At 66.7% G+C, this 16411-nt stretch carries 14 protein-coding genes; 9 read left to right on the top strand and 5 right to left on the bottom strand.

Features of this window, described 5'->3' with window-relative positions; all coding sequences use genetic code 11:
• The first annotated feature begins 16 nt into the window (after window positions 1–16).
• The 4 genes from CFB43_RS33330 to CFB43_RS33315 all read left to right on the top strand — a co-directional run bounded on the left by CFB43_RS33330 (window position 17) and on the right by CFB43_RS33315 (window position 4119).
• Complete coding sequence (locus CFB43_RS33330) at window positions 17–1489, top strand: NAD-dependent succinate-semialdehyde dehydrogenase (protein WP_089498396.1); 1473 nt, start codon at window positions 17–19, stop codon at window positions 1487–1489.
• A 132-nt stretch (window positions 1490–1621) separates the two neighbouring features.
• A complete protein-coding gene (locus tag CFB43_RS33325; protein ID WP_089498395.1) occupies window positions 1622–2218 on the top strand; it encodes a TetR/AcrR family transcriptional regulator in 597 nt (198 codons plus the stop codon).
• A 50-nt stretch (window positions 2219–2268) separates the two neighbouring features.
• Window positions 2269–3750, top strand: coding sequence for an MFS transporter (locus CFB43_RS33320; protein ID WP_089498394.1), 1482 nt, complete (start codon window positions 2269–2271; stop codon window positions 3748–3750).
• Window positions 3751–3810: 60 nt separating this feature from the next.
• Complete coding sequence (locus CFB43_RS33315) at window positions 3811–4119, top strand: EthD family reductase (protein ID WP_089498393.1); 309 nt, start codon at window positions 3811–3813, stop codon at window positions 4117–4119.
• 179 nt (window positions 4120–4298) lie between these two features.
• Here CFB43_RS33315 and CFB43_RS33310 read toward each other — a convergent pair whose 3' ends face one another.
• A complete protein-coding gene (locus CFB43_RS33310) occupies window positions 4299–5774 on the bottom strand; it encodes an HD domain-containing phosphohydrolase (protein ID WP_089499039.1) in 1476 nt (491 codons plus the stop codon).
• A 286-nt stretch (window positions 5775–6060) separates the two neighbouring features.
• Here CFB43_RS33310 and CFB43_RS33305 point away from each other — a divergent pair, with 286 nt between their 5' ends.
• Both CFB43_RS33305 and CFB43_RS38155 read left to right on the top strand, forming a co-directional pair.
• Window positions 6061–6636 carry a DUF308 domain-containing protein gene (locus CFB43_RS33305; RefSeq protein ID WP_089498392.1) on the top strand — a complete coding sequence of 192 codons (576 nt, stop codon included), beginning with the start codon at window positions 6061–6063 and terminating at the stop codon, window positions 6634–6636.
• A gap of 280 nt (window positions 6637–6916) precedes the next feature.
• On the top strand, window positions 6917–7207 hold the full coding sequence (locus tag CFB43_RS38155; protein ID WP_143330899.1) for a hypothetical protein: 291 nt from the start codon (window positions 6917–6919) through the stop codon (window positions 7205–7207).
• Between the two features lie 188 nt (window positions 7208–7395).
• Here the strand turns inward: CFB43_RS38155 and CFB43_RS33300 are convergent, their stop codons facing one another.
• The 3 genes from CFB43_RS33300 to CFB43_RS33290 all read right to left on the bottom strand — a co-directional run bounded on the left by CFB43_RS33300 (window position 7396) and on the right by CFB43_RS33290 (window position 10186).
• On the bottom strand, window positions 7396–8496 hold the full coding sequence (locus CFB43_RS33300; RefSeq protein WP_256990218.1) for a pilus assembly protein TadG-related protein: 1101 nt from the start codon (window positions 8494–8496) through the stop codon (window positions 7396–7398).
• A gap of 118 nt (window positions 8497–8614) precedes the next feature.
• Complete coding sequence (locus CFB43_RS33295) at window positions 8615–9037, bottom strand: TadE/TadG family type IV pilus assembly protein (RefSeq protein ID WP_089498390.1); 423 nt, start codon at window positions 9035–9037, stop codon at window positions 8615–8617.
• Between the two features lie 498 nt (window positions 9038–9535).
• On the bottom strand, window positions 9536–10186 hold the full coding sequence (locus CFB43_RS33290) for a GntR family transcriptional regulator (protein WP_256990171.1): 651 nt from the start codon (window positions 10184–10186) through the stop codon (window positions 9536–9538).
• 53 nt (window positions 10187–10239) lie between these two features.
• Between CFB43_RS33290 and CFB43_RS33285 the strand changes: the two genes are divergently transcribed.
• Complete coding sequence (locus CFB43_RS33285) at window positions 10240–11406, top strand: pyridoxal phosphate-dependent aminotransferase (protein ID WP_089498388.1); 1167 nt, start codon at window positions 10240–10242, stop codon at window positions 11404–11406.
• Window positions 11407–11594: 188 nt separating this feature from the next.
• Here the strand turns inward: CFB43_RS33285 and CFB43_RS33280 are convergent, their stop codons facing one another.
• Window positions 11595–12941: an MFS transporter gene (locus CFB43_RS33280; protein WP_089498387.1), complete on the bottom strand. Its 1347-nt coding sequence runs from the start codon at window positions 12939–12941 to the stop codon at window positions 11595–11597.
• Window positions 12942–13238: 297 nt separating this feature from the next.
• Between CFB43_RS33280 and CFB43_RS33275 the strand changes: the two genes are divergently transcribed.
• The gene (locus tag CFB43_RS33275; protein WP_179254959.1) at window positions 13239–14276 is read left to right on the top strand and encodes a LacI family DNA-binding transcriptional regulator; all 1038 of its coding nucleotides are present in this window, start codon (window positions 13239–13241) and stop codon (window positions 14274–14276) included.
• A gap of 334 nt (window positions 14277–14610) precedes the next feature.
• The gene (locus CFB43_RS33270; protein WP_089498385.1) at window positions 14611–16392 is read left to right on the top strand and encodes an IlvD/Edd family dehydratase; all 1782 of its coding nucleotides are present in this window, start codon (window positions 14611–14613) and stop codon (window positions 16390–16392) included.
• The last annotated feature ends 19 nt before the right edge of the window (window positions 16393–16411 follow it).

The following is a 16411-nucleotide window of genomic DNA, read 5'->3' as shown; positions in this document are numbered from 1 at the left end:
CATCCAAGGACCTGCCATGCCGCTTTCGCTGACCCGCACCGAACTCCTGCGCTCCGCCAACCTGATCGACGGCACGTGGCGCGACGCGCTCGACGGCAGCCGCTTCCCCGTGACCGATCCGGCACGGCTCGACACCGTTGCCCATGCACCCGACAGCGGCGCCGCCGACGCGCGCGCGGCAACCGATGCGGCGGTACGCGCGCTGCCCGCCTGGCGCGCGACGCCCGCTCGCGACCGCGCGGCGATCCTGCGAGCCTGGCACGCGGCGATCGTCGCGCATACCGACGATCTCGCGAAACTGATGTCGCGCGAACAGGGCAAGCCGCTCGCGGAAGCGCGCGGCGAGGTCGCGTACGGCGCGTCGTACGTGCTGTGGTTCGCCGAGGAAGCGACGCGCACGTACGGCGACATCATTCCGCAGCAGCAGCGCGGCAAGCGGCTGAGTGCGGTGAAGGAGCCGATCGGCGTCGTCGCGGCGATCACGCCGTGGAACTTCCCGCTCGCGATGATCGCGCGCAAGATCGCGCCGGCGCTCGCGGCCGGCTGCACGGTCGTCGCGAAGCCCGCGGAGGACACGCCGCTCACCGCGCTCGCGCTCGCGTTCCTCGCGCAGGAAGCCGGCGTGCCGGCGGGCGTGCTGAACCTGATCACGGCGTCGCGCGAGCGCGGCATCGACGCGGCCGCCGACTGGCTCGCCGACAGCCGCGTGCGCAAGATCACGTTCACCGGCTCGACGGCCGTCGGCAAGCTGCTCGCGCGCGATTCGGCCGCGACGCTGAAGAAGCTGTCACTGGAGCTCGGCGGCAATGCGCCGTTCATCGTGTTCGACGATGCCGAGCTCGACGCCGCGGTCGACGGGCTGATGGCCGCGAAGTTCCGCAATGGCGGGCAGACGTGCGTATCGCCGAACCGCATCTACGTGCAGGCCGGCGTGTACGACGCGTTCGCCGCGAAGCTCGCGGCGCGCGTCGCCGCGCTGAAGGTCGCGCCGGCGTCCGACCCGGCCGCGCAGATCGGCCCGATGATCAACGCGCGCGCGGTGGACAAGATCGCGCGGCACGTCGGCGATGCCGTTGAACGCGGCGCGCGCGTGCTAACCGGCGGCAAGCGCCTGACCGAGCTGGGGCCGAACTTCTACGCGCCGACGGTGCTCGCCGACGCGAGCGTCGACATGCAGCTCACGTGCGAGGAAACGTTCGGCCCGGTGGCGCCGCTGTTCCGGTTCGACACCGAGGATGACGCCATCGACGCCGCGAACGACACCCCGTTCGGCCTCGCCGCGTATTTCTACACGCAGGACGTGCGGCGCATCGCGCGCGTGTCGGCGCGGCTCGAAACGGGCATCGTCGGGATCAACGAAGGCGCGCTCGCGAGCGAGGCCGCGCCGTTCGGCGGCGTGAAGGAATCGGGCTACGGCCGCGAAGGCTCGCGCTACGGGCTCGACGATTACCTGTCGATCAAGTATCTGTGCCAGGGCGGGCTGGATTGACCGGACGGGCGCGAGCCGTCCGCGAGGGCGGCCTCGCGCTGCCCGGCCTGAAAACGCGCGTTGACATAGGAACCGATCGGTTCTTATAATGCGATCCATTCCTGGACACCGCATCGTTTGCGAAACCGATCAATGGCCAATTCCGCCGGCGTGGGCCGCCCACGCGAATTCGAACTTGAAGATGCCGCGCGCGACGCGATGGCTGTCTTCTGGGACCACGGATACGAAGGCGCGTCCCTGCCCGACCTGATTGCCGGCACGGGCTTGTCGCGCGGCAGCCTGTACAAGGCCTTCGGCGACAAGAAGGCGCTGCTGCTGGCGGCGCTCGACCTGTATATGGCCGACGGGCTCAAGGCAACCGCGGACATCCTGTCGCAACCCGGCACCGTGAAAGACGCCATCCGGGACTCGCTGCTGCGCTATGCGCGCCTGTCCGTCGGCGAGGCCGGCCGGCGGGGCTGTCTCGCGGTCGCGATGACCACTGAACTGGCCGCACGCGACGCGGATGTCGCGGAGCGTACTGGGCGCATGTTCCGCCGCTTGCAGCAGCTCTATGCCGGCACGATCGTGCGCGGCCAGGCAAGCGGCGAGATCGCCGAGCAGGACGAGCAGGTGCTGGCGCGTTTGCTCGTCTGCCAGGTCGAGGGCATGCGCGTGCTGGGCAAGACCGGCGTGTCCGAGGCCGACATGCTCGCGCTGGTCGACCGCACGATGCGCGTTCTCGATTGAAATTTTTTTACCCACTTTGGAACCGATTGGTTCCGTATGGAGAACCGTTCATGTCACGGAATGATCCCGTATCGCCCGACCCGCGTCGGTGGGCCATGTTTGCGGTGCTGCTCGTCGGCGCGTTTCTGCCACCGCTGGATTTCTTCATCGTCAATGTCGCGCTGCCGTCGATTCGCGCGGAGCTGGGCGCGTCGTCGTCCGCCGAGCAACTGGTGATTTCGTCGTATGCCGGCCTGTACGCGGTGACGCTGATCACCGGCGGGCGGCTGGGTGACCTGTACGGTCGCGGCCGCGTGTTTTTCCTCGGGTTGATCGGTTTTGCCATCGCATCGACGCTGTGCGGCCTCGCGGGTTCCCCGGGGATGCTCATCGCCGGGCGAGCGTTGCAGGGTGTGACGGCCGCGATCATGGCGCCGCAGGCGCTCGCGTCGATCCAGGCGATCTTCCCCGAATCGGAAAAGCCGCTCGCGCTCAGCCTGTATGGCGCGGTCTTCGGCCTCGCCGCCGTCATCGGGCAAGCGCTGGGCGGGATCCTGATCTCGCTGAACCTGTTGAACCTCGGCTGGCGGACGATCTTCCTCGTCAACCTGCCGCTGGCGATGCTGGTCGTCGTGTTCGGCATTCCGCTGCTGAAGGAAACGCGTGCGCAGCATGCGCGCAAGCTCGACCTCGGCGGCACCGCGCTGTCGATGCTGACGCTCGGCGCGTTGATCGTGCCGCTGATCGAAGGGCGCGAGGCGGGCTGGCCCGTGTGGGCCTGGGCATCGCTGATCGCGGCGCCGGCACTCGCGTGGGGCTTCTGGCGTTACGAGAGCCGGCTGGGCCGCCGCGGCGGCGCACCGCTGCTCGATCCGGCCGCGCTGCGCGCACCGGGGCTCGGCCGCGCGTTGCTGATCGCGCTGTTGCTGTACGCGATCGGCGCGTTCTTCCTGCTGTTCTCGGTGTATCTGCAGAATGCGTTGCACGTCGACGCGTTGAGCGCGGGTCTCGTGTTCCTGCCGTTCGGCGTGGGGTTTCTGCTCGGCCCGCTGTCGACGCCCTTGTGCACGCGTGCGATCGGCGCTTATGTGAATCCGCTCGGCATGGGCCTCGAGATCGCGGGGCTCGTCGGACTCGCCTGCCTGATCGACACGACGCCGATCGGGATGCCGCTCGCGTCCGTGCCGCTCGCCGCCGCGCTCTTCGTGATCGGGTTCGGACAAGGTCTCGCGCTGCCGACGCTGATGCGCATGGTGACGGGGCGCGTCGCACCCGCGGTGTCGGGGATGATCGCCGGTATCGCCAGCTCGACGCTGCAGGTCAGCACGTCGCTCAGCGTCGCGATCATCGGCGGGATTTTTTATACGGTGCTGGGCGCGCGCCAGGATCCCGCAGCCATTGCACACGCGTTTATCGTCGCACTCCTGTCGATCTCGGTGTTCCTCGCCGTCGGCGCCGCGCTGGGCATCTCGCTGGCACGTGCACCGGTCGCGCCGTCGTCGGTGCGCTCCGCCGGCCAGCCGGCCTTCGGCCCCGCGCGCAAACGGCCGTGATCGCCCGAGATCGCCCGTATCGACATTCAACGTTGCATCAGTCCAACCCGGAGGTTCGTCATGGTTTTCGTCGTTTCCTATCGCCGCGCGACGGGTGCGCGATTCGATGCCCGCTACTACGTCGAGCAGCACATTCCTCTGGTGGAAAAGGCGTGGAAACCGTACGGGCTCGAATACGTCGATGCGTTCTTCCCCGCACGGCAGGATAGCGAAGTGGCCGTCGTGGCCATGTGCCGCTTCACGGATCGGGCAGCGCTCGACGCCGCGTTCGCGTCCGCGGAGACGGCCGCCATCATGGCCGATATCGACGCGTTCACCGATATCGCGCCCGATCGTTACATCACGGACGTGTTCTCGCGCGTCGAATGAATACCGCCGGTCGCGGGGGGCCGACGAACGACTGGCCTACCTGAATGGCGCAACGCGATTTTTGATTCACGACGTACACGGCAGAACCGGCGAACCTTGAACCTCATGTCGGCCGGGTCGTGGGTCGATGCACTCACGGATGCTCGTCGTGCTTCGTGCTTCGTGCGTCGCGGATCGCGTCAAAGCAACCCCATCGCCGATGCCTTGAGCGTCGCCGCGGCGCGTGTCGAGCATTCGAGCTTGCGAAACGCCTTCTCGACGTGGGTGCGCACCGTGCTCGGACTCATCGAGAGCGCCTGCGCGACCTGCTTGTTGCTCGCCCCTCGGGAGATCGCCCGCAGGACGTCGATTTCCCGTGGCGACAGGCGCGGGCCGTCGTGCGACGCGCGAGCGGCCATGCGCCGGGCCGCAGGCGCGCCACCCGTGACGAGCGCCGCGACCACGTCGCCGCATAGCCGGCCGCGCGCCGCTTCTTCCTGCAATTGGCCGGCGGCGGCCGCATCGTCGAGCGCCGCTCGCCACGGGCGGGCCGAGCGCAACGCGACCCACGCCAGCGATGCCGCGAGTACGCGCGCTTCCAGCGTCAGCGCGGCATCGCGCACGCCGCGGAAATAACCCGAACCGTCCTGCCGCTCGTACGCATACGACGCAAGCACCGCCGCTTCACCGAGCGCGCCGGTCTGCCTGCCGGCGCGCTCCGTCCAGTACGGCACGAGCCGCACCTTTTCCCATGCGCTCGCAGGCAGCCGCGTCGGCAGGTTCCACACGTCGTTCGGCACCGCGGCCCTGCCGATGCCATGAATCAGCCCGGCGCGGTAGACGCGTTCGCGCGCGGCCGCATCCGGCGACAGGCGCTCGTAACACGCGGCCGCCGTCACGGCGACCGAACGCGAGAACCCGGTCATCCACGGCAGTTTCAGATCGATGACGTCCGCGATCAATTCGGCGCAGGTCGCACCTTGCATATCGGGCGTGGCCAATGCGGCATCGAGACCGTCGGGCGACAGGTGATCGAGCGCCGCGAGCCAGCGCGCGGCATCGTGCGCGGCCGCCTCGACGAGCAAGCCCGGATAGCGTGCGCCCGCGCGTTGCCCAATCCATTCGATGGCCTGCTCGATGCCGTACGTGCGACTGAATACGTCGAGATCGCCCGCGAGCGTGACGATCGACACGGCGGCCGGCACCTGTTCCCGCGCGAGCCGTGCGGGCAGCCCGTTGCCGTCCCAGCTTTCGAAAATGTGCCGCAGCGCGGTTTCCGTGGCGCGGGACAGGCCCAGTATTCGCGCGACTTCGCCCGACACTTCGCAATGGATTTGCGCGAGCGGGATCATCGCGGCGCCGGCGCGGCCGACCGCTTCGGCGAGGCCGGGCCGGTTCTCGAGCATGGCGGCGCGGATCGCGACATCGTCGCCGAACGTCTGAGCGAAACCCGCGGCGTTCGCGGTACAGCCTGACCAGCGCAACAGCGCCACTTCTCGGGCCGTGTCGCACACCGACGCGTCGAATCCCGCCGCCTTCGCGAGCTGTGCCGCCAGCCAGCCGGTGCGCAGCGAATGATCGGTCGGCTGCCCCATGCTGAGATCGCCGATGAAGGCCAGCGCGCGTACGGCGTCGAATATGCGCAACGGGGTGTGACGGGCTTCGGCGTCGGGCATCGGATGGGGCGCGGGCATTCACGAGAACGGGAAAACGATCATACGCGACGACGTCGCGCCGTGCATGCGCGTGCGGATCGGCTGCCCGCCGCATTCGGCCGGAAGCGATATCGGCCGTTGCCCGGTGCGCGACGGGCGCGCCTTCGCCATCGGACATCCGACCGATGGCGGGCGGCCGCGACGATCGCGATACTCGGTGCACTGGAGATCCGGTCGGCACGGCATTCGCACGGTGGACACGCTGCACGCCGGTCGGAACGACGATCCGATATACGAAGGAATGCAAATGGCTGATCACTCCCCCGATTTCCGTGCCCCCGCCGACGCGCAATGGCTGAAACGGTACTACTTTTCCCGGGCGATATTCTCGCTGCTCTGGGTCGCGCTGGCATTTTCCGTCGGCCGGCAGAGCGTGGCCGGCGCGGCGATCCTGCTGATCGTCTATCCGGCATGGGATGCGCTCGCCAATTTCGTCGACCTCGCCCGCAGCGGCGGAGCGGCGACGAACCGCACCCAGGCGGTCAACGTCGCGATCAGCGCGGCCACGACGCTGGCGGTTTTTCCTGCGTTGAATGCCGGCATGCATGCGGTGCTCATGGTGTTCGGCATCTGGGCGATTCTTTCCGGCCTGCTGCAGCTCGGCACGGCGCTGCGTCGCTGGAAGCAGGTCGGCGCGCAGTGGGCGATGATCCTGAGCGGCGCGCAATCCGCGCTCGCGGGCGTGCTCTTCATCGCGCAGCGCCACGCGTCCATGCCGCCCGCCATCGCGAAGATCGCGGGCTATGCGGCGGTAGGCGCTGCCTATTTCCTGATATCGGCATTGTGGCTGCAGTTGCGGCGGGCGCGACGCAGCGCGTCGTAAGTCGTCGATCGAGATGAAGATGTGACGCCACGGGTCGGCGGAGTCGATCTGGGCCTGATGCGCCCCTTCTTGATCGGTCGCCGCCACCGCATGCGCAATAATCGAAAGCAGCCGGCTCACCCGATGGCCCTGACCTGGAGACGCAGCAGAGACCGATTGTCGCCATTTCTTAACAGATGATTAAGAACGGCTACAAACGGAAAAAATATACTGCTCATGTTTCATGAATCGACGCCGATAAAAGGAACGCAGTACACACCTTTTCTATCGGGAGAGTCAGATGTCCATCCAGGCAATCAGTCAAAGTACTGCGCAGGCACCGGGTCCGTCGGTTGCATCGACTTCGGGGTCGGCGTCGACGGCTCCGGCCGCGAGCGCAACCGCTTCTTCGGCCGCTGGATCAAGCACCAGCACGTCCACGTCGTCGTATACGGTCAACATCAGCAGCGCCGCGCGCGCGATGTTGGCGGAAGCAACGGAGACCTCGGTTCAAACCGCGCAGGAAGCAGGAAAAGGTGACACGCAGGCGCAGCGTCTGCTCGCAAAAGAGGCGGCAGCCAAGGCGGCGTAAGCGCGCCCGGCAGTTTCGGTGATTGAACCGCCGCCGCGCGGGCCTGGCGGCGGCACTCGGTCAAGCTTCATGCATACCCTGCATACAGGCACTGGATGGGGTATGCGGCAATCATCGTTTGTCGTTGCGGATCGAACGGCCGCTCGCCGGTGCCCGGGCCGATCGACATGCCTGCGATCTCCTTTCGCTCATTCGACCAGGCGCGCAGGCGAGTACGCGCCGTAGTTGGCCCCGATGCCACCCGCCCCTGATGCCTGGCATTTGTCCGGATTGTTGCTCATCTCCATCTGGATGTATTTCGCACTCCCGCCACTCGCGCCGTCAATGTGCACACATGCAAATGCCAGAATCCGCTCGTAGGACGACGTCGTGAGATCCTGAACAATCGGGATCAGCACATATTCACAGGCCTTCGTGCCGGCCGCACTACACGCGTTGACGGACGAATACAGTGTCGTCTTCGTGCCGGGCTGGATATACGTGCACGTGTTGTCAGCGGTCGAGCAAACGCCGCTCGGCGAGCCGACCGCTGCCGGATTCGGATTGCCGCTGGCTATCAGGTTCCGCACCGTCGGCACATCATTGGCGGTGGTATCGAACGTCGTCCACTGACTCGCCTCGCAAGGCCCGGCATGGTAGGACGAGGTCACGTAAAAGGTGTACGGCTGACCGGCGACCTGATTGGGTTGACCGGGGCCAGGCGGCGTCGTGGAGGTTGCGACCTTGGGTTTTCCGTTCGTCGAATCCCAATACTGGTCGTACATGCATTTCGTCATCGCAACCGGGAAGAGCGCGCCGGTGCCGACATTTCCGGGATCCGAAATGACCGCGACAGCCACCGCGCTCTCGGGTACCGACTGAAAACCTAAGACCTTCGCCAGAAAGGAAGGAACGCCGCCACCGTTTTTCGTTCCCGAACGCGTGACGACAACTTGCACGGCCGGCTCGCCGACGGCCGGCGACGCCGGCTTGGTGGTTTGAAGACCCTTGACGCTTCCCGTCACGTCCCAATAGCCGTACGTCACATCGGTCGCGTATCCGACCAGCGTCATATTTGACGACTTGTTCAACGAAACGCTCTGTACCGTCTGCGCCTGCGCCGTGGCCCAATCGGGGGCCGTCGACTTCGTGTTGCCGCATTGCGCTCGCGGATAGATACATGGCGCACCGGCCAACGCTGCAGCGTCGGCGGCATTCTGAAGCTCGTTGCGCACGACAAAAAGATAGCCGACGTCGATCGCCAGGGCGCCAAAACCGAGCAGTATCGTCAGCAAGAAAGCGACCGTAATCGCTACCGCACCTCGCTGATCCCGGCGGCGCTTCGAACCGAGGCCAGCGTACTTCGAATGTCTGCACGTGCGCGATGACCGCCCACCTCGGAAACGAGTGTGATCCATGGCCGGCTCCTCACTCGTTGTTCATGACGGTGGTCGCTGTCAAGGTCAGCAGCTTGGTCAATGGCCCGATCCACGACCCGAGAGCCAGGCCGGTGAATTTATACGTGACCGTCACCGTGAGCGGTGTGCCAAAGCTTCCGCCCTGCCCCGACGGAACGGCAACGGTAGGCTTTGACGCGCTACCCAGGCTGATCAAGTGAGTCTGGCAGTAATTGAGCGCGACATTCTGAATATCCGTCGTCGAAGCTTTAGGGGATTTCAAAACGATCCCGGCTCGCGCACCTTCGCGGCTCGCGTTGGTTATGACGGCCTGGTCGAACATAACGAGACCGAATTCGATAATGCCGAACAGGACCAACAGCAGCAAAGGAAGCACCAATGCGAACTCAACAACCGCAACGCCCCGCTGCTGCTTCCAGTGTCGTCGATTCATGATTCTTGTTCCCCGTATAAGAAACTGACGCGATGTTCGACGCGCTCTCATTGCTTCTTCCCGCATGCGTTCCCCCATGCACGGTCAGCGAACAAGCAAATTGCGCACCATCGGTCGCACACGGTTGACGCGCGGGGACAGCGTCTTGCGACACCGATGAAGGAAGGCGTGAGAGGGGGGAAATGTTTCAGACATGAACCGTGAAGCGTCGACGCGCAGTCGACGGCGCAACCCACCTGCAAGCGGATGCACACGGAATGGGGGAAGATCGGCGCGAATGATTCAGTTGTGAAACACCGACGCAGCTTATGGGCCTGCAACGCGTCTCTGCCACCGGCCGGACAGGAGGCCAAGAGTCAGGTTGGCTCGGCCGCCGTCTCGCCTGCGGCGATAGCGTTGCAGCATCGATCGCGCAGCCTCGGCATTCGTCGGATGCAGCCATTCCCAAACCTGGCCTTTGCGACCACTCGACGACGCCAGCTTGCCCCCTGTCCGCGCCTACCGACTACCCAACGCCTGAGCCAGCGCATCCCCCGCAGCCAGAATATGCGCGGACAGCGCCGCACACGCTGCGTCCACATCGCCGTCGCGTATCGCCCGGACGATGTTTCGGTGCTCGTCGTTCGAGCGATCCTGCCAGTCGAGTTGCTGCCACGTCGCGTAAAGATGCCGCGAACTCGCCCGATGCATGTCGCCGATTGCGTCGATGAGCCGCGGCATCCCGCACCGCGCGGTCAATGCGCGATGAAACCTGAGGTTCAGCGTGCCGAGCACGGCGATACCGCGCGCCGCCGACTCCTGATCGAGGATCGCATCGAGTTCCTCCAGCGCACGGGCGTCGAGAGCGGGCATCGCCTCGCGCAGCGCCAGCGCCTCGAAAGCAGCGCGCATCTTGGCCATTTCAAGCACGTCCGCCGGCTCGAGCGGCGCCGCACGCACGCCCCTTCGCGGTTCCACCACGGCCAACCCCTGCGCTTCCAGCCGCCTGAACGCCTCGCGTACCGGCACATGGCTCGCGCCGAACTCGGCCGCGATGTGATCCTGGCGCAGCCACTCTCCTGGCGCGATGACGCCCGAGATGATGCGGTCCGCCAAGGCGGCAGCGATCCGATCGGCCAGCGAGCGATCTTCCTTGACTTCAAAGTTCATGCCGACCACCATGCATATATTATCTATTAAATTGTAACAAAACTGGAGGCCCGATGCGCCACCACCGTCCTGTGCGTCTGCAGCACATTGCCGGCATCGGCGTCGATCGCATGGGTTCGATCGCCGATCATGCCGACGTCGACCTGTTGCGGCTCGAAAATCTCGATACCGACATCCCGCCCACTGCGGAGGCGCTTGCCTTCACCCGGGAGGCCATCGAGCGAGACTCGGCCAACTCCTATTTGCCGTTCGTCGGTCAGGATCGGCTGCGCGCGAGCGCTGCCGCCCACGTGTCGGCGCTTTCGGGGCAGCGCTTCACGGCCGACCAGGTGGTGGTGTCGGCGGGCGGGCTCTCCGGCATTCTGAACACGCTGCTTGCCACCGTCGAGACCGGCGACGAAGTGATCGTCACCGATCCGACCTACGCGGGTCTGCTGAACCGCATCCGCCTGGCGGGCAGCGTGCCGCGGCAAGTCCCGTTTGCCTTCACGCCGGGCGGCGAATGGAAGCTCGATCAGGCCGCGCTGCGGGCGGCAATCGGCCCGAAAACGCGGGCCATGCTGCTGATGTCGCCGTCGATGCCTTCGGGCGGTGTCTTCGATGCGTCCGACTGGCAACTGATCGCGAGCCTGTGTGTGCAGCACGATCTGCTGCTGATCCTCGACAGTGCGATGGAGCGGCTGCTGTTCGATGGACGCATGGTCATCCATCCCGCCGGCCTGCCCGGCATGGCCGAGCGGACGGTGACGGTCGGCGCGGCGTCGAAGGAGCTGCGCATGATTGGCTGGCGGGTCGGCTGGATCGTCGCGCCGGAATGGCTGATTCCCGATCTGGTGGCCGTGTCGCTCGCCAATGTCGTGGTACCGGTCGGCATTGCCCAGGAGGCTGCGGCGGTCGCGCTCGAACATTCTGCGTCAGATCTCCCCGGCTACGTGAGCGAACTCGAAAGGCGGCGTGACACGATCGCCGCCGAATTGTCCGGGCTCCCGTTCGGCATGCCGGCGGGCGGCTGGTCGATGCTGCTGCGTGTCTCCGACTTCGGCCTGACCGGATCGCAGATGTCGGAGCGGTTGCTGCGCCGCGGCGTATGTGCGACGGCGATGACCGGATGGGGCGTCGCACACGGCGAGCAGTATGTCCGTTTCGTGTTCTCGAACGAACCGGTCGAACGGTTGCGCACGCTCGGAAACAGGGTGCGCTTCGCACTGGAGGACGCATGACGGCCGCCTACGAGACAGCCGGGTCGTGCGCCAGGTGTCCGTGGCTCGAGGCATCCGGCATGCCGCGTGTGAGGGTCGAGCGAACTCACACGAGGTCCCGCTTTTGCCGAAAGTCCCGCTTGTGACGATCCCACGTGCCGTGAGACATCCAACGCCGGGCAGCGCGATGCCCCGCCCGGCCGAACGCCCTACCGCCCTGCCGGCGGCTGCAGCACGTCGCGCGGAATCAACGCGATCAGCACGCAGCTGACCAGCAGGCACGCGCCCAGCGCATAGGTGCCGTTGTTGATGTCGCCGGTCATCTGCTTGGCAACACCGGTGATCATCGAGCCCGTGAACCCGGACAGGTTGCCCACCGAGTTGTTCAGCGCAATGCCGGCCGCCGCGGCCGTGCCGGAAAGTATCTGCCCCGGAAAGGTCCAGTAGATCGGCATCAGCGCGAGGATGCCGCACGTCGCGATGGTCAGGAATACGATCGACAGCGCGACGTTGTGCGCCAACGCCGCGCTCGCGATCAGGCCGACCCCGCCGATCAGCGCGGGAATCGCCGCGTGCAGGCGGCGCTCGCCGGTCTTGCGCGAGTGCGACGCGTTCCACACCATCGCGAAGATGGCCGTCAGGTACGGAATGGCGGTCAGGACGCCGATATGCAGCGGGCTCTGCACGCCCGACGCGCGAATGATCGACGGCAGCCAGAACGCCAGCCCGTAGAAGCCGGTATTGAACGTGAGCAGGATGAAGGTGAGCAGCCAGACGCGCGGGCTGCGCAGCGCGGCGCCGATGCTGTGCGACTTGTGCGCGGCTTCGGTTTCGAGGTTGCGCGCCAGCCGTGCCTTTTCGTCGCCGGATAGCCACTTTGCCGACTGCGGGCCATCGCCGAGGCACGCCAGCACGACGAACGCCACCACGATCGACGGCAGCCCTTCGAGCAGCAGCATCCATTGCCAGCCGCTCATGCCCGACAGACCGTGCGTGTGCTCCATCAGCCAGCCGGAGACCACGCTGCCGAGCGTCAGGCTCAGCGGGATCGCGACCAGGAATCCCGACATGGCCACACTCTGGCGGCGCGCCGGAAACCAGTAGTTCATGTACAGGATGACGCCCGGGAAAAAGCCGGCTTCGCACAGGCCCAGCAGGAAGCGCAACGTGTAGAACATGGTGGACGTCTGCACGTGGAAGAACTGCGCGAGCGGCACGATGAACGCCATCGACGACGACACGATGCCCCACGTGATCATGATCCGCGCGATCCAGAAGCGCGCGCCGTAGCGGTGCAGCAACAGGTTGCTGGGCATCTCGAACAGGAAATAGCCCCAGAAGAAAATGCTGGCGCCGAGCGCATAGACGCCGTCGCTCAAGCTCAGGTCGTCGAGCATCTGCAGCTTCGCAAAGCCCACGTTCACGCGATCCAGATAGGCCACGACGTAACAGAGCAGCAGCAACGGCAGGATGCGCCGCATCACCTTGCGATACAGGGCATCGTCGGATGAATCGGCCGCGGCCGGGGCGGCAGCGGCCTGCGTAATGGATGGCATCGGTCTGTCTCCTGATTGTGTAGGTCTTCTTCGTACCGGCGGTTCTTCGACACATCGATGTTACCGATAACATTCCGTGGCAAAAAAAACGCCGATGAGGCAGCGGGGAGCAATCGACGCACTGATACCGGTAACGCATTGGAAGGTAGCACGCGTCAACCGGCGCGTACAAGCGCCGGCGAACGCGTGGTTTCCCTAGTGCGCGCATCACCGCGACGGGGCGGCGCGGCACGCATGAACGCGGCTGCGGCACCGGTATGATGGAGCCTTTCCAGCTTCCGTCCGATCGCGATTCCGATGCCCAGTCCCACCGCCGTCCGGCCTGCCGGGCCGCCCCGCATGTCCGACGTAGCGCGCCTCGCCGGCGTATCGAAGATGACTGTGTCGCGCGTGCTCGCCGGCCACAGCGTGGCCACCGAGACGCGCGCGCGGGTCTGCGCGGCGATCGACCAGCTCGGCTACGTGGCCGACGCGGCCGCCGGCGCGTTGTCGTCGGGGCGATCGGAATTCGTCGCGGTGCTGGTGCCGTCGCTGTCGAGCTCCAACTTCTCCGACACCGTGCGCGGCCTGACCGATGCGCTCGAACCGCATGGCCTGCAACTGTTGCTCGGCGACACCGATTACGACCTGGAACGCGAAGAGCGCCTGGTTCGTTCGATGCTGCGGCACCAGCCGCGCTGCATCGCGCTGACGGGGGCGCAGCACACCGATGCGACGCGCAAGGTGCTGGAGCGCTCGGCCATTCCCGTGGTCGAGATGTGGGACCTGCCCACGCATCCGATCGACACCGCCGTCGGCTTCTCGAACGTGCGCGCCGCACGTGCGATGGTGCGGCATCTGGCCGAGCGCGGTTACCGGCGCATCGGTTTTCTGGGCGGCGCGAGCGAGCTGGATCGGCGCGGCCTCGACCGGCTCAAGGGATACCAGGCGGAGATCAAGGCGCTGAAACTCGGTGAGCCGCGCATCGTGCGGCTGGGCGAATCGCCGATCACCATGAGCCACGGCGGGCCCGCGATGGCGGCCCTGCTCGCGCAGTGGCCGGACACCGATGCCGTGATGTGCGTCAGCGACATGTCGGCATTCGGCGCGATCATGGAATGCCACCGGCGCGGCCTGTCCGTGCCCGAGGACATCGCGGTGGCCGGCTTCGGGAACTTCGAAGTGGCGACGTGCTGCCACCCTGCCATCACGACCGTATCGGTCGACGCATACGGCATCGGCCTGCGCACGGGCGAGGCGCTGCTGGCGGCACTGCAGGCGCGCGACGGCGGCGAGCCGGTCGATTCGCAAAGCATCCGTATCGACTACACGATCGTCGCGCGCGAAAGCGCGTGACGGGCCGGCGACCGGGCCGGTCGCGCCCGGCGAGCACCGGCGTGCGCTCGAGGCGCGCGCGAACGACGCGATTGCGCACCGCTCCCCTGTCCTTAAGCCGCCCCGCCATCGCATGAACGAAAGGCCGGGTTGACGGCCGATGTGCGTCGATACGGTGCCGTTCGACTGGATCGAAACCGGTGCATCGCGCGCCGCGCTTTCTCCCTCCCCTGCGCCGCCCGCACCCAAAAATTCCCTTCCTTCACGCAAAAACCCCGTGCTAACATCCGCTCTATGTTACCGGTACCAATCCGGCACGCAACAATGAACGAGGCCCCTTCGGAGACAGCCCGCCATGTCACAGCCCCCGCGCCGCCTGCGCAGCCAGGAATGGTTCGACGATCCCGCGCATGCCGACATGACCGCGCTCTATGTCGAGCGCTTCATGAACTACGGATTGACGCGCGAGGAGTTGCAGTCGGGCCGCCCCGTGATCGGCATTGCGCAGACGGGCAGCGACCTCGCGCCGTGCAACCGCCACCACATCGAACTGGCCGAGCGCACGAAGGCGGGCATCCGCGACGCGGGCGGCATTCCGATGGAATTCCCCGTGCATCCGCTGGCCGAGCAAAGCCGCCGGCCGACCGCCGCGCTCGACCGCAACCTCGCGTACCTCGGGCTGGTGGAAGTGCTGCACGGCTTCCCGCTGGATGGCGTGGTCCTGACCACCGGTTGCGACAAGACCACGCCTGCCTGCCTGATGGCGGCCGCGACCGTCGACCTGCCGGCGATCGTGCTGTCGGGCGGGCCGATGCTCGACGGCTGGCACGACGGCAAGCGCGTCGGCTCGGGCACGGTGATCTGGCATGCGCGCAACCTGCTCGCCGCCGGCGAGATCGACTACGAAGGCTTCATGCAGCTGACCACGGCTTCGTCGCCGTCGATCGGCCATTGCAACACCATGGGCACCGCGCTGTCGATGAACAGCCTGGCCGAGGCGCTCGGCATGTCGTTGCCGGGCTGCGCGAGCATCCCCGCCGCGTACCGCGAGCGCGGCCAGATGGCGTACGCCACCGGCAAGCGCGCGGTCGAGCTCGTGCGCGAAGACGTGCGCCCGTCGGCGATCATGACGCGCGCGGCGTTCGAGAATGCGATCGTCGTCGCGTCCGCACTCGGCGCATCGACCAACTGCCCGCCGCACCTGATCGCGATCGCGCGCCACATGGGCGTCGAACTGAGCCTGGACGACTGGCAACGCCTCGGCGAATCCGTGCCGCTGCTCGTCAACTGCATGCCGGCCGGCGAATACCTCGGCGAGAGCTTCCACCGCGCCGGCGGTGTGCCCGCGGTGCTGCGCCAGCTCGATGCGGCCCGCCTGCTGCGGCGCGACTGCCTGACCGTGTCCGGCCGCGCGATCGGCGAGATCGCCGACACCGCGCCCGACGCCGACCGCGACGTGATCCATACGCCCGTCGCACCGCTCAAGCATGGCGCGGGCTTCATGGTGCTGTCGGGCAACTTCTTCGACAGCGCGATCATGAAGATGTCGGTGGTCGGTGAAGCGTTCCGCCGGACCTATCTGGCCGAGCCGGGCGCGGAGAACACGTTCGAGGCCCGCGCGATCGTGTTCGAAGGCCCCGAGGACTACCACGCGCGCATCAACGATCCCGCGCTGAACATCGACGAGCGCTGCATCCTCGTGATTCGCGGCTGCGGCACGGTCGGCTACCCGGGCAGCGCGGAAGTCGTCAACATGGCGCCGCCGGCCGAACTCGTGAAGCGCGGCGTGAGCTCGCTGCCCTGCCTGGGCGACGGGCGCCAGAGCGGCACGTCGGCCAGCCCGTCGATCCTGAACGTGTCGCCCGAGGCGGCGGTCGGCGGCGGCCTCGCGCTGCTGCGCACGAACGACCGCATTCGCGTGGACCTGAATCGCCGCAGCGTCGACGTGCTCGTGGACGAGGATGAACTCGCGCGCCGTCGCGAGACGGCGAGCTGCACGGTGCCGCAGGCGCAAACGCCATGGCAGGCACTCTATCGCCAGTTCGTCGGCCAGTTGTCCACCGGCGGCTGCCTCGAGCCCGCCACGCTGTACCTGAAGGTGATCGAACAACGCGGCAACCCGCGCCATTCGCACTGATCCTCCCTGCCACGACCCT

It is taken from the genome of Burkholderia sp. AU15512, assembly GCF_002223325.1.
Taxonomy (GTDB): domain Bacteria; phylum Pseudomonadota; class Gammaproteobacteria; order Burkholderiales; family Burkholderiaceae; genus Burkholderia.
This window is presented reverse-complemented; position numbering and strand designations above follow the sequence as displayed.

Coding starts and splice junctions, on each gene's coding strand:
- CFB43_RS33330 (WP_089498396.1), top strand. CDS start 17: ATGCCGCTTTCGCTGACCCGCACCGAACTCCTGCGCTCCGCCAACCTG.
- CFB43_RS33325 (WP_089498395.1), top strand. CDS start 1,622: ATGGCCAATTCCGCCGGCGTGGGCCGCCCACGCGAATTCGAACTTGAA.
- CFB43_RS33320 (WP_089498394.1), top strand. CDS start 2,269: ATGTCACGGAATGATCCCGTATCGCCCGACCCGCGTCGGTGGGCCATG.
- CFB43_RS33315 (WP_089498393.1), top strand. CDS start 3,811: ATGGTTTTCGTCGTTTCCTATCGCCGCGCGACGGGTGCGCGATTCGAT.
- CFB43_RS33310 (WP_089499039.1), bottom strand. CDS start 5,774: ATGCCCGACGCCGAAGCCCGTCACACCCCGTTGCGCATATTCGACGCC.
- CFB43_RS33305 (WP_089498392.1), top strand. CDS start 6,061: ATGGCTGATCACTCCCCCGATTTCCGTGCCCCCGCCGACGCGCAATGG.
- CFB43_RS38155 (WP_143330899.1), top strand. CDS start 6,917: ATGTCCATCCAGGCAATCAGTCAAAGTACTGCGCAGGCACCGGGTCCG.
- CFB43_RS33295 (WP_089498390.1), bottom strand. CDS start 9,037: ATGAATCGACGACACTGGAAGCAGCAGCGGGGCGTTGCGGTTGTTGAG.
- CFB43_RS33290 (WP_256990171.1), bottom strand. CDS start 10,186: ATGAACTTTGAAGTCAAGGAAGATCGCTCGCTGGCCGATCGGATCGCT.
- CFB43_RS33285 (WP_089498388.1), top strand. CDS start 10,240: ATGCGCCACCACCGTCCTGTGCGTCTGCAGCACATTGCCGGCATCGGC.
- CFB43_RS33280 (WP_089498387.1), bottom strand. CDS start 12,941: ATGCCATCCATTACGCAGGCCGCTGCCGCCCCGGCCGCGGCCGATTCA.
- CFB43_RS33275 (WP_179254959.1), top strand. CDS start 13,239: ATGCCCAGTCCCACCGCCGTCCGGCCTGCCGGGCCGCCCCGCATGTCC.
- CFB43_RS33270 (WP_089498385.1), top strand. CDS start 14,611: ATGTCACAGCCCCCGCGCCGCCTGCGCAGCCAGGAATGGTTCGACGAT.